We start from the raw sequence: 12,043 nt of genomic DNA on the forward strand, positions 1-12,043 counted from the left end.
TCCTCGTGGCGATTGGCTGGGGGCTATTCCTGGCCGGCGCAGGGGTCGCAGCAGGAGGGGGCCGGTTCGACGCAGACGCTGACGGTGTCGGTGTTGTTGGTGGTGTCGGGGTCCTTTTCGTTGCCGGTGGCGGTGGCGGTGTTGCTGATCAGGCCGGCTTTGGTGGCCTTGGCTCGCAGCACGAGGGTGGCGGTGGCGCCGTCGGCCAGGTCACCCACGGTCCACTGCCCGGTGGCCGGGGCGTAGCTTCCGGGGCCTTCGGCGGAGAGGAAGGTGAGGCCGTCGGGGAGTTGGTCGGTGGCGGTGACGCCGGTGGCGTCGTTGGGGCCGGTGTTGTGGACGGTGATGCGGTAGGTCACCGTCTGGCCGACGGTGACGGTGGTGGCGTCGGCTGCTTTCGCCACGGTCAGGTCGGCGGCCGGCTTGACCTGTGTGACCTGCTCGTTGGAGGTGGACGTCAGGGGCTCCGGCGTGTCACCGAGCCGGTTCTCGTAGGAGGCGGTTGCGGTGTTGCTGATCTGCTTGCCGGCGCTGGCCCGGTCGATGACGGCCCGGTACTCCACCGTGGTGCCTGCCGGCAAGGTCTCGGTGCTGGGCAGGCTGCCCCCTTCCACGGCGGAAGCACCGTTGCCGAGATGGAAGACGACCTTGTCCGCCTGGGCGTCGTAGTACGCCTGGTCGTCTCCTTGCGCGTCGCTCTTCGCTCCGGCATTCGGGCCGTCGACGATGCACAGGGAGCCGGGCAGGTACGTCGTGCCCTGCGGGATCACGTCGCTCACGATGAGGTTCTCGGCCCCGCCGCCGCCTTCGTTCTTCGCGGTGATGCGGTACGTGACGATGTCGCCCACCTCCAGCGGCCCCGCGGGAATGGCGGTCTTGGCGAGCACCACGTAGGGAGCGGTGCCGAAGAAGATGCCGTCCAGGAAGTTGCCGACGCTCCGGTTGCCTCCGGCAGCCGAGATGGAACGGAAGGCGAAGCGCGTCAGGGTCTGGCCTGCCGGGACGGTGTAGGTGCCGGTGTAGTAACCCCAGGCGGTGTTGCCGTCGGTGAAGCGCCTCTGCTCCGCCGCGGAGCCCGGCGCGCCGATGTCCAGTGCCATGGTGTCGTTCCCCTGGCGGCCGCGGTGGTACAGCCGCCAGTACAGCTTCGTACCGGGGGTGGTCGGCAGGTCCTGGTAGAGCGTGGAGACCTCGTTGGCGTTGAGCTCGGCGAACTGGGCACCGTCGGCCGCCGGTACACCGTTGAAGCCCGAATGCCACAGCTCGATCTTGCGGTCGGAGGCAGTGGTGAGCCAGCCCGGGACCCGCTTGGCCGCCTGCGTCTGTGAGGCGTCCGGCAGGATTTCCACATCGGTCACGGCAGGCTGTTCGAAGCTGCCATTGGCCAGGGCGACGCGGAGCGGAGCAGCGGGAGGTGTGGTCATGGTTCTTTCCCCTCGGGACGCTTCTGGAATGCGCCGCCGGCCGGCCGCACAGTGCGTGCCGTGGCGGAGCCGAACGTCCCGTAGCGCACCGCATTCGACCGAACACGTAAAGTGACGAACGGAGGGGTTTGGCCAATCCCGCGAAGTACGTTTGCGGAACCGCCCGCGGGACCCCTTCCCCCCGACACCGTCATGGATGAGGCCAAGGCCACCGCAGCCACCACGCACGCCTCCCGCCCCTCTCCAGCCCGCCCCGTCATGACCGAAAGTCCCCGTTGCGCCTTTGCAGCCATCCCCGACAAGAGTGAATTCGCCACCCTCAAAGTTGACGCACCTGCTGCAGCGGCACGGCGCAGCAATCGGGGCTAAAGGTGGTATTCGGCGTGAGAATGACCTGACCAGTCGTCACTCGCGTCAGCGGCAGGTGCTCGCTGACTGTCAATGTTCTCGACGCCCCGGCTACAGGGCGTCCATCAACGAGTGACCAACAACAAGCCCCGCCCGAGCCCACCTCCCCCTGCCCCGCCCGCGCACACGGCACCACACCCGGGCGCCTCCGACAACCAGTGCAGTTGGGTACCGGGCTCCGCGACACAACCCGAAAACACGAGAGCGATAGGGTTAAATCCAACATTTAGCTGGGGTTAATTTTACTAGGGTTCGGGTGGAGGTGGGCCATGCCGAGCCAGGAAGAGCTGTTCGATGCGGTGGACGCGCTGCTGGAGGGTGAGCCGCGGTTGCCGTCTCCGGCGGAGCGGGCGCGGCTGCGTGAGGCGGCCGGTGTCACGCAGGCCCGGCTCGCGGCCGCGTTGAAGTCGACTCCGCAGACGGTGAAGAACTGGGAGAACGGCCGCTCCGAGCCGAGGCCGCCGCGCCTGCAGGCCTATCTGCGGCTGCTGGAGGGCGCACCCGTGCCGGTGCCCGCGGCGGTTGCGGAGGCGTTCACCGGGCCCACGGAGCAGCCCGCCGATTCTGTCCGGCCCGCCGCTGGCGCCACTGCCGCGGCGCCGGATCCGGTCGTGAAGGCCCCGGTGGCGGCGGCCGGGCCGTCGGCTGCGCCGCGCCGCCCGGCGAGGAAGGCCGCCGCACTGCCGGCCGTCGACCCGCGGTTCCCGCACGGCCCGCTCGTGGTGCTGGACGGTGACGGGAGCGCGTACGGCGTGGACGGCATCGTGCTGGACTGCCCCGGCCACCACCATTCCGCAGTTGGTGGAGTGGACGCTGAAGGAGTCCGGGCTCGGTACGCCGCGGCTGAACCGCAACGGCAAGGAATCCGACCCGCTGGTCGTGCTGACCGCGGCGGCCGCCGTACGGCTGGGCCTGCCCGAGCGGCTGGAGGGTCACGAGCAGCGTCGCTCCCTGCGTCTGGAGGACGACCACCCCGTCGTCAAGCAGGTCGCGAAGGCGAAGTGGAAGCTCACCAAGCGCGGGTTCGGGCCGTGGGCGCGGATCTACCGGCCGGCGCAGGCCGGCCGGCGGCGGTGCGTGCAGCTCGCGATCCTGTCCTGGGACGCGCTCGATACCCGGTCGTGGCCCGGCGTCGCCGACATGGAGCCGGCCGACGTCGCCCGCGTGCTGGGTACGCGGCCCGGGTGATCACCCCGCGCGGCTCCACCGCCACCTCCGGGCTGGAGCATGACCGCGCTGCGGCCGCCGACCCGCGCCGTCAAGAACGAGACCACGGGTGCGTGGGAGTCCCCTACAACCCAGGCTCGCTCGGCACCGAGTCGATGGACCCCACCCCGCCGGAGGCCCCCGCCGAACACCCCGTTGCGCAGGGCTGGACCGGCGGGTTCCTCGACGAGGAGGCGTACCAGTGGGTGCGGGACCCGCAGCTGCTGTCGGATGAGGAGTGCCTGCTGCCGTACGCGGTCGGGCTGGACCTGAACACCGCGTTCCTCGCCGCCTCCGCGCGCCTGGTCGTCGGCCTGTCCGCACCCGACCACTTCCACCGCCCGAAGTTCAACAAGAAGATCCCCGGGTCCTGGCTGGTGGACCTGTCCGGGATCGAGCTGGACCCGCGCCTGCCCTCGCCGTTCACGCCGTCCGGGCAGCGGACCGAGGGACCGGCCTGGTACCAGACCCACACCCTCGCCTACGCCCAGGAACTCGGCTACGACGTCTCCCCCATCAAGGCGTTCCTGCGCAGGGAGACGGGTGCGTACCTGGATCCGTGGCACGACCGCTTGAAGACCGCCTACGCCGACACGCTCGCCGACCTCGGCGTCACCGCCGATCTGGACGACCGGCAGTTCCTCGCCGCGATGGAGCACCACAAGACCATCGACCCGGGGATGGCGGCCGTCCTCGCTGCGATCAAGGCGACGGTCAAGGGCGGCATCGGCAAGCCCCGCGAACGCCCCCAGGGACGGCACTACCGCGACGGGGAGCGGTGGCCGGCGCTGGAGCGGCCGACCTGGCGGCCCGACATCCGGGCCGCCGTCATCTCCAAAGCGCGGGTCAACATGCACCGCAAGCTGGCCAACACCGCCAAGGCGACGGGGCAGTACCCGCTCGGCGTGCTCTCCGACTGCGTCGTCTACGCGAGCGGCGGACCCTCCCCGCTCGACTTCCTGCCCTACACCACCTCCGGCAAGCCGCTCCCCGGCGCCTTCCGCCTCGGCACGACGCCGGGCCTCGCGAAGCTCGAGGGCGTCCAGGAGATGGCGTGGGCCGTCGACCTCATGGAGAAGGGCCTCAACCCCGCCCGCCACATCAAGGGCGGCGACGCCGTCACCGACGAAGGAGAATAGAAACCGTGGGGGACATCGACGACGCCCTGGAACGCGCAGGCCGCGAGACGTTCACGCGAGACCCGCCCAAAACTTTGAAGGGCCGCATCAACTTCCTGATGGGCAAGCTGAAGACCACCAGGGCCGTGGCCGCCGAGCTCGGCATCACCCAGCGGTCCGTCGAGCGCTACCGCACCGGCGAACGCAAAACCCCGCCCAAGGCGATCACCGACCGGATCGACACCGCCATGCGCGCACGCTGGCAGCCGGTGGTGCGCAACCGGCGGCTCAAGGAAGCCGCCACCAGCACCGGCATCACCGTCGAAACCCGCGCCCGCTTCGACTACACCGCACCCATCGGCACCACCGACGACGGCCGCATGCGACGCCTCACCGTCCACCTCCCGCCCGCCTACGCGCAGCGCCTCTTCAACGCCCAGCAGCAAGGCGCGGGCGATCCGGAACTTCGGGCGATCGTCGCCGAAGGCCTGCAGGACATCTACTTCAAGGACGGCGGAACCCGCGCCGACCACCTCGAAGTCGAATTCACCGACATCGACTACATCGACGTCTCCTTCTGAAGAGACCACGGCAGCCCAGCCCGACGGAACCAGGTGGGCCAGCCCCACAGGGCAGCCGCGCACCCGCCCCGTCACCCCGGACCGCAGGTCTCCGTCTCGTCCGCGAACAGAGGCTGGAGGTAGGTGCACTTGAATCCGGGCGGCGTCATGGCCGCAGGGTAGAGCCGCCCACTGACAAACAGGTCGGGCCGGGCCCGCCGGGGCTCACGATGTCCCCCCATGCCGAGGCGGACCTCGACCGTACACGGATGCTCCTTACCTGCGGGGCTGAGTGCATGGGTGCAAGAACCGCCCTGGGCGGCCGGGGACAGGGGCACGCGCACGCCATCGCCCGCCTGGTCGAGGAGCTGGAGGCCGAGCACGAGGCCAAGGACACGCTGCGGCGCGGCGACGGGCCGTACGTGGCGCCCGAGCCGGTGGCCGGGGCTCTGCGTGAGGCGCTTCGCCCCGCAGGTATCGCCTCATCACGTGGGCTGGACCGTGCTCACCGGCACGTGGCGGGCAGGTGGCGCCCGTGCCGGATTACGCCCCGGGCGGTGATCCGGGGTCGGCGCGGGGGTCGTCGCGTCGGGGCGGGTCCGGCCGGGGTTCGTCGTCGAGCAGGGCGTGGGCGCGGGTCAGGGCCTCGTGTTGCAGGGCAGCCGTCCACTCCTCGAACGCGGCTTCGGCGGCGGGCCAGTTCACGGGGCGGCCGATGAGCAGGCGGTCGAGGGACCGGCCGATGCCGTAACCGACGGCCGCCGCCGCGGCGGGCAGGCCGAAGGTCCCCAGCCACGCCGCCACCAGGTGCCGGCCGTCGAACGCGTCGGGCGAGGCCCGGCCGAACCGGCTGTCCAGGATTCCGAGGAGCGCGAACATCAGGGACAGTACGGCCACGAGGACGTACACGGTGCCGATGACCGGCGCCGCGATGGGGTGCTCGTCGTCTTCGAGGCCCAGGACCCACAGTGGTGCGATCAGGAGGGCGAGCACGAGCCCGATGCTGAGGGCCCCCTCCAGGAGGCCGACCGGCTCTCCGTCGTAAACGACCAGTCGGACGAGGGGGCTGGTGCCGAGGAGCAGCCACACCAGGGCGATCGGGAGGTAGTACCTGATCGTGGGGTCGGCATCGTCGGCGGCCCGGGTGTGGTGGAGCACGGCACGGTACGCCTCCTCGTGACCGGATACGTGGGACAGCACCGCGGACCGCCGGGCCGTTAGGGATTCCCGCAGGCCCTCCTCCCCGAGGTCGGGGCGCCCGGCCAGCTTCAGGCGGATGTCGCGCCGTGCCACCGTCTCGTCCAGCACCCCGGCGAAGAGCCTGTCCGGCCTGTCGTACCCGCTCGCCCAAGGGCCGGAGGTGCTGGTGGGGGCGGATGCGTCGACGGGTTGGCCGGCCAGGGCGACCTCGACCGCGGAACGGATCGTGGAGTGCACGAACCGGTACCCCTTGCCGGTGACCACGAGGAGGCCGTGGTCGGTCGCCGTCGACAGGAACGCCGCGAGCCGCCAGGGCACGCCGTAGTTCAGGCTCAGCCGCAGCCGGTCCATCCCGTGTCGCATCAGCGCGAATCCGCCGGACACCGTGAAGACGTAGAAGCCGGCGAAGGCCGCGTCGCCGGCCCATGGGCCGATCGAGAAGCTCTTCGTCCCCGCCAGCTCCGCGCACCACCACGCCGCCGCCGCGTGGACCGGGCCGAGCACGGCTGCGGCGGCGAGTCCCCGCAGCAGGACGCGGAGCAGGGAGCGCCTCGGGTCGGCCGCGGTGCCGCGGGTACGGAACTTGGCCAGGCCAGCGCCGGCTCCGACGACCAGGAGCGCGGCCGCCATGATGGCGGCGACGACCGCGGCCGTCCCGGAGGGCAGCCTCGTCATCAGCGCGTACGCGAACGTCACCACGTAGCCCAGGGCCGCCGTCCACAGCGGTGCGCCCCACTGGCCGGGCAGGACGTGGGTCCAGCGCCCGACCCAGCGCAGAGCCGGAGCCTCGAGCAGCCCGCCGTACACCTGGGTGTACCGGAGCATGAGCAGCGACCATCCGAACAGCAGCAGGACGCCCGGGGCCATGGAGTAGGCATGGGTGCTCAGAACGATTCCGGCGATCGCCAGGTCCCGCAGGATCTCCTGCCGTACCCGCGGGGCGAAGTGCCGGGCACCCATGAGGCGGGCTTCGGCTGGGTCCGAGGCGGCCAGCAGGGTGACGCCGTCTAAGTACTCCTGCCCGCTGTACCTCATGGCGCGCGCCAGGCCGCGCAGCCCGCGGGTCAGCTTCGGGTCCGAGCGCAGTGTGGGTACCGGAGGCACGGGTCGTTCGAACGGCCGGCTCTTGCTGGTCCTGCGGGTGTTGCGGGGGTTGCGGAGTGGGGTGGCGGGAGCAGGGGCGGGTTCCCGCAGCAGGCTGTTGATGTAGTGCCGCAGGGCCGCGTACTGCTCGCGCAGGTGCTGCCTGGACTGTGCCGATTCCCATGTCGCCTGAAGGTGGCGGGGGTCGGACGAGGTGACCGCGAACTGCAGGACCTCGTCGTGCGAGGGGGCGTCCCAGTCGCCGGGGTCCACTGCGGCGACCACCGCCAGCATCAGCGGGGTGGTACACCATTCTCTGATGCCCGGGTTGTCGGCGAGCAGGTCCTGGACGGGGTGGCGGTTGTCACCGAGTAAGGCGACGGCATCGTCGAGCAGTGTGTCGGTGAGGGGCTGGATCCGGACGCTGCCGGTGAGGGCCGAGCCGAGGTGCATGGCCTGCGCCGTCGCCTCGCGGCTCGCTACGACCATCGGTTGCTCGCGGTGCCGGTGAAGGTGCTCGGTGACAGCCGCTGCCCATCCTTCCATGTGGGCTTCGGCGACGGCGTCCAGGCCCTCCAGGCACGGGACCAGCAGGCCGAAATGGAGCAGTGCCGCGACCTCGGCGGGCTTCAGGTCGAACCAGGCGGTCACCTGGGGGATCAGCCAGTCCGTCACGTCGGCGGGGGCGGGACGGTCGTGCGGTACGACGACCGGTACGGGCAGAGGTGTCGTCCACGGATCGCCGTCGCGGAGCAGGTCCTCCATCAGGCGCAGCATGAGGGTCGATTTGCCCGCGCCCGGCTCCCCGAGGATCAGCAGCTGCCGAGCGGATCGTTCGAATACGTCGCGTGGTGGGGTGCCGGGGGGAAGCGGCGTGGGCTGGTCGGTGCTGATGGCGAGGGTCATCGGGACGTCGACCAGGTGCAGCCGCTTGCGGGCGTCCTGGAGCTGGGGTGTGACCCACCCGAGCATGATCGCACCGGCCATGCGCCGTCGCCGGAGCTCCCAGAGTGCCGGGACGTCGGGACTGCCCTGCGCGTCCTTGGGGGATCGCCGAGGCTGTACCACGGTCACGTGGTCGACGTAGCCCGAGCTGGCGAAGGCTCCATGGGAGGCGTTCACGTTCCCGGTCCCGGACACGTGGATCGTGGGGCCGGGGGCCTCTCCGGTCGTCGGCGTGGATGCGGGTGTGGGGGTGGGGGTGGTGCCGGCGGCTGTCTGCTGCTCGTCGGCGGGGTCGGAGGGGGGCGGTTCGCCGGGCTGGTGGTCTCCTAGTGTCATGAGCGGATGTCCCTCGCCTTCGGCCGGCTCTGCTCTCAACCGTGGGGGCCGGCTGGTTGCCGGGTGCCAGGGTCTGACCGCCGAGGGGCAGGTCAGGTGTCGATGCCGCTGACTCCGCGACTGTTCTCGCCGGTGGCTCTGGCGTTGCCGGTGTCCTCGGCTTTCGCCGAACCGCTGCTGCCCTGGCCCGGCTGGCGCCTGATGCCCGAGACGGCGCGCGCACCGCCGCTCGCGTCCGCCGTACCGGTCCGCACCGCCGTGTCCTCCGTACGGGGCGTCGTGTCGCGGGGGGCGCGGGGCTGGAGCAGTGCCCAGACCAGGGCCGCGATGCCGACGGCGGCCTGGATGGACGCCCCGGTGAGCTGTCCGGCGTCCGAACCGTCCAGTGCCCAGATCAATGGTGTGGAGCCCGTTCCCGCCAAGGCCACCACGATGGCCGCGGCCTTCCACGCACGCGACATGCTCCCCCCTGCCCCGGAATCCAGCCGCCGTGGCCTGAGAAGGCCGACGGTGTGCCACTCGTAATTGTCTCCGTGCGTCCTGCCCCGAAACACGGGTACGTCAGGGGTGCACCCGCTGCCCCGACGAGCCCACACCCGCAAAAACCCGCCCCCGCCCGGATCAGCCCACACCGCGGCAGCCGTGGCGTACGTCCTTGTCCCGCCCGGCGCCACCGCGAAAACCCTCATCACCGAGTATCGGATGAGAGTGGCCGAGCGGTCCTGCAGGACTCCGTCGCGGCCCTGATCTGGGTCTGGGTCATGCGGGTGGTTGTGGGGATACCGAGGGGGAGCGGCACCCCGAGGGCCTCCGTCAGCCGGTCCGCCGCCACCCCGGCCTCGATCCCCCGCAGCGCAGCGCGGACCGCTTCCGGGTCGGCGGCCTCCACCACCGCACGCGACCAACGGCCCGGCCCGACGTCCGCCGCCGGGACCAGACCCGAACCCGTCGCCCACCGCCACGCCGCGACCGGCACCCGCAGCCAGCCCGCCGCCTGCCCCTCGTCGAACACCTCACGCACCATGAACCCCACTCCAATCCGCACACGAGCAGCCCGACGACCGGGCCGAGCCCGAAAGATGCCGAAAGATCCCGTTTGCTATCAATAGCCCTTATTTCAGGGCACGTTGGAGGCGCACCGCACAAGTCGCCTACGCGTACACGAGGGCGAAAATCACCCCTTCGGGGGAGGCGAACCGGCCTCGGACAAACCGAAGCGGGGGCCACCATCGCGACCCCCGCTCCTCCCCGGACGGCCTACACGTGGTCAGCCGGCTCCGCGATGTAGGCACCGGCGTACGGGCTGCTGGGCAGGCGGGTTTCCATCAGCCCGAACCGCACCACACGCCCGCTGGACGGCGGCACGGCGACCACGGAGCCCGGCTGCTCGGAAGTGCGGAACGGCTTCGCATACCCCTCCACGCCGAGGGGGGTGAACCAGCGGGTGCGACCGAACGCCAAATCACACACAGCAACCGAGATGTCGCCGAATTCCGAGAACACCTCGGTGCTTGCTTCGGGACCGTGGTTGTGCTCACGTGCGCAACGCAACGGACTTGGCAGGACCCACTCGATCCACAGCCGCACGCGGGATCGGCCGGAAGGTCCTGGCTAGTCGTCCACGGCCCCCGGGGCCAGGGCCGGGGCCGGGAACGCCAAGCGGGCCTCGGCGCCCGACCACCAGACGCCGATGGCGAAGACGGCAGTGGCCTCCAGCAGGGCAGCGCGATCGAGCCCGCCGCAGGGCAGAGGCGAGCAGTTCATCGAGGTGATGATCTCCGTCACCCGTTCGGCGGCGCTCGGCTGGTCGGTGCAGAACGGCACCGCCAGCGGGGCCCCTTCGAAGGCCGGCCGGTCCAGGGTCCAGATGCTCTCGTGGCACACCCCGAACGCCTTGACCACATGGGCGCCGGGAGCGGCGTCCGCGATGAGCCTGGCGACGGAGGTGGCGCCGCCCGTGGTCAGGGCAGGGCCGTCCTCGCCTGGCGACATGGGAACGGTGCAGTCGATCACCGTCCGCCCGGCGAGCAGGGGGGCCAGTTCCTTGGACAACTGCGGGGCGGCGTCCGCCGGTACGGCGATGAGTACCACGTCCCCGTGGGCCGCGGCCTCGGCGAGGCTGCCGTGCTCGGAGGCGCCGGTGAGCAGGGCGGTGTGGGAGGCCGCCTCGGTGTCCCTACCGCCCACCCGAACGTTATGGCCGGCGCGTACCCAGGCCGCGCCGAGGGCCGTGGCCATCGCCCCTGTACCAAGAATGCCGATGCGCATGTGCTTGCTCCTGTCGCCCGTGTCGCGAGATGTGCGAGGTGTGACGGAAAGGACGCTAGGCGCGCCGATGCACACCACATGGTGTGCATCGGGCCGGGCAGGATGAACGCATGAGCGACGCGGCGGTAGAGGCAGGCGCACAAGACCTGGGCGAGGACCTGGGCGGCGGCGAGTACGCCGCAGACTGCCAAGCGAGGGTGGCCTTCGAAGTACTGTCGAACCGCTGGGACAGCGTGATCGTTTACATCCTCGGCGAGAGCGGACCCATGAGGCCGCGCGCGCTGATCACCCGCATCGGCGGGATCAGCCCCAAGGTCCTCAACGAAGCCCTGCGTCGCCTTGAGTGCAACGGCCTGGTCGTACGCCAGGCGTACGCCGAGGCGCCACCGCGCGTCGACTACTCCCTCACCGAGGCGGGCCTCGCACTGCTGGGCCCGATCCGTGCGATGGGCGCGTGGGCGGGGCGCTACACCGAGGTCGTCCTAGCGGCCCAGGTCCGCTTCGCACCCCGGGAAGACCGCCAGGACAGCAGCTAGCCAGGAGGTTCCACTACCCTGGCCGCTGCCTCTGCTGGCTGCCGTCGCGCGACACCCGCGGGCTCCGTTCCTGTTTCTCGCCAACATTTCCCGCAGCAGCCTCCCACGGTCGTTCCCAGAATCCGGCAACAACCGTTCCTGCATGTGGCCTACGTAGCCACTACTTCGCTCTCGACGGCACCGACCACCCCACCCACAAAGCTCAGGGCAGCATGATCCGCCGCTACATCATCTGGCGGAACAAGCACGCCGCCGACAAGCGCCTCAAAGCCCTCGTGAGCAGGGCAAACGTCGCCTGACCTGCTACGACAGGCGGCGTCACCACAGGTGCAGGAAACTCCGGACATCGTCATAGCCGTCGAGGGCCCGACCGTCCACGTCCGTCGGATCCGCCTGGGCCCTCGCCGACAGCGACTCCGCCAGCGCCAGGGCTTCATCACCGAGACGACCGAAGCGTCGAGCGGCGTGTCCCAGACACAGGCCGGCCAGTCCGAGCAGCGGACTACCCGGCACAGCCCGCGTCCCAACCTGTACGCACCAGTGCTCGATGAATCCCGCGTCGTCGTCGTTCAATGCGGTTCCGACCAGGACTCCCGCTGCTTCGCCCTCTGCTGAGCGGTCACGCAGGGCCCGCTCCATCGTCTCGACCCGACCTGCTGCATGCGGGCAGCCAGCAGCGGCCACTGGCGTGAGCCCATCAGGAGGCCCGCGTCCCGCTCCGGCAGGACCTCTCACACCATCGACACCATCTGGGAGTACTCGGCCAGCTGCACCCTCAGCTGCTCCAGGGCGCGCGGCCGGTTGCCGAGGTCGAGGTCACGGGGAACCGTCAGGCCCTCGGTCAACGGCCCCCAGGCGCGCTTCACGTCCGTACTCGCGGGCGCAGGAGCGGCCCACGGATCCGGGGCCTCCCGCACCCGCGGCGCAGCAGCGGGCACGGCGGCCGGAGCGGGACCGGG

The 12,043-nt window shown here is 70.9% G+C and carries 12 protein-coding genes and 2 pseudogenes; 6 read left to right on the plus strand and 8 right to left on the minus strand.

All coding sequences use genetic code 11. The features are described 5' to 3' along the window. Nucleotides 1-23 precede the first annotated feature (23 nt). The gene (locus tag ACZ573_RS35910) at nt 24-1,424 is read right to left on the minus strand and encodes a DUF7507 domain-containing protein (protein ID WP_471312671.1); all 1,401 of its coding nucleotides are present in this window, start codon (nt 1,422-1,424) and stop codon (nt 24-26) included. A gap of 677 nt (nt 1,425-2,101) precedes the next feature. On the opposite strand from ACZ573_RS35910, the pseudogene ACZ573_RS35915 reads away from it, so the two are divergent. The 4 genes and pseudogenes from ACZ573_RS35915 to tpg form a co-directional block, all read left to right on the plus strand. Beyond that, nucleotides 2,102-2,269: pseudogene (locus ACZ573_RS35915) on the plus strand (helix-turn-helix domain-containing protein); the annotation flags it as partial. A 361-nt stretch (nt 2,270-2,630) separates the two neighbouring features. Further along, nucleotides 2,631-3,020, plus strand: coding sequence for a hypothetical protein (locus ACZ573_RS35920; RefSeq protein WP_471312732.1), 390 nt, complete (start codon nt 2,631-2,633; stop codon nt 3,018-3,020). Beyond that, entirely contained in the window at nt 3,017-4,177 is a 1,161-nt protein-coding gene (gene tap / locus ACZ573_RS35925; RefSeq protein ID WP_471312727.1) for a telomere-associated protein Tap, read from the plus strand. The genes ACZ573_RS35920 and tap overlap by 4 nt, the downstream gene beginning before the upstream one ends. Before the next feature lie 5 nt (nt 4,178-4,182). Then, nucleotides 4,183-4,737 (plus strand): telomere-protecting terminal protein Tpg, encoded by a 555-nt coding sequence (gene tpg / locus ACZ573_RS35930; protein WP_471312673.1) that lies wholly within the window; start codon nt 4,183-4,185, stop codon nt 4,735-4,737. A gap of 522 nt (nt 4,738-5,259) precedes the next feature. On the opposite strand, the gene ACZ573_RS35935 is transcribed toward tpg, so the two are convergent. From ACZ573_RS35935 to ACZ573_RS35955, 5 genes are all read right to left on the minus strand, one after another. Next, nucleotides 5,260-8,280: a hypothetical protein gene (locus ACZ573_RS35935; protein WP_471312675.1), complete on the minus strand. Its 3,021-nt coding sequence runs from the start codon at nt 8,278-8,280 to the stop codon at nt 5,260-5,262. A gap of 92 nt (nt 8,281-8,372) precedes the next feature. Then, nucleotides 8,373-8,741, minus strand: coding sequence for a hypothetical protein (locus tag ACZ573_RS35940; RefSeq protein WP_362238714.1), 369 nt, complete (start codon nt 8,739-8,741; stop codon nt 8,373-8,375). A gap of 227 nt (nt 8,742-8,968) precedes the next feature. Beyond that, nucleotides 8,969-9,304, minus strand: a complete 336-nt coding sequence (locus ACZ573_RS35945) for a hypothetical protein (RefSeq protein ID WP_471312677.1) — start codon at nt 9,302-9,304, stop codon at nt 8,969-8,971. 233 nt (nt 9,305-9,537) lie between these two features. Then, a complete protein-coding gene (locus ACZ573_RS35950; protein ID WP_471312679.1) occupies nt 9,538-9,783 on the minus strand; it encodes a hypothetical protein in 246 nt (81 codons plus the stop codon). A 108-nt stretch (nt 9,784-9,891) separates the two neighbouring features. Next, nucleotides 9,892-10,689, minus strand: coding sequence for an NADPH-dependent F420 reductase (locus ACZ573_RS35955; protein ID WP_471312681.1), 798 nt, complete (start codon nt 10,687-10,689; stop codon nt 9,892-9,894). Between ACZ573_RS35955 and ACZ573_RS35960 the strand changes: the two genes are divergently transcribed. Continuing rightward, the gene (locus tag ACZ573_RS35960; RefSeq protein ID WP_471312683.1) at nt 10,659-11,084 is read left to right on the plus strand and encodes a winged helix-turn-helix transcriptional regulator; all 426 of its coding nucleotides are present in this window, start codon (nt 10,659-10,661) and stop codon (nt 11,082-11,084) included. The two genes, ACZ573_RS35955 and ACZ573_RS35960, sit on opposite strands and share 31 nt — an antisense overlap. 161 nt (nt 11,085-11,245) lie before the next feature. Then, a pseudogene (locus tag ACZ573_RS35965) lies at nt 11,246-11,383 on the plus strand (transposase); the annotation flags it as partial. A gap of 19 nt (nt 11,384-11,402) precedes the next feature. Here the strand turns inward: ACZ573_RS35965 and ACZ573_RS35970 are convergent. After that, nucleotides 11,403-11,657, minus strand: a complete 255-nt coding sequence (locus tag ACZ573_RS35970) for a hypothetical protein (RefSeq protein WP_471312685.1) — start codon at nt 11,655-11,657, stop codon at nt 11,403-11,405. Nucleotides 11,658-11,815: 158 nt separating this feature from the next. After that, nucleotides 11,816-11,950, minus strand: a complete 135-nt coding sequence (locus ACZ573_RS35975) for a hypothetical protein (protein ID WP_471312686.1) — start codon at nt 11,948-11,950, stop codon at nt 11,816-11,818. Nucleotides 11,951-12,043: the final 93 nt, after the last annotated feature.

This window comes from Streptomyces sp. NPDC040545, assembly GCF_055595065.1.

Coding starts and splice junctions, on each gene's coding strand:
- ACZ573_RS35945 (WP_471312677.1), bottom strand. CDS start 9,304: ATGGTGCGTGAGGTGTTCGACGAGGGGCAGGCGGCGGGCTGGCTGCGG.
- ACZ573_RS35940 (WP_362238714.1), bottom strand. CDS start 8,741: ATGTCGCGTGCGTGGAAGGCCGCGGCCATCGTGGTGGCCTTGGCGGGA.
- ACZ573_RS35935 (WP_471312675.1), bottom strand. CDS start 8,280: ATGACACTAGGAGACCACCAGCCCGGCGAACCGCCCCCCTCCGACCCC.
- ACZ573_RS35910 (WP_471312671.1), bottom strand. CDS start 1,424: ATGACCACACCTCCCGCTGCTCCGCTCCGCGTCGCCCTGGCCAATGGC.
- ACZ573_RS35960 (WP_471312683.1), top strand. CDS start 10,659: ATGAGCGACGCGGCGGTAGAGGCAGGCGCACAAGACCTGGGCGAGGAC.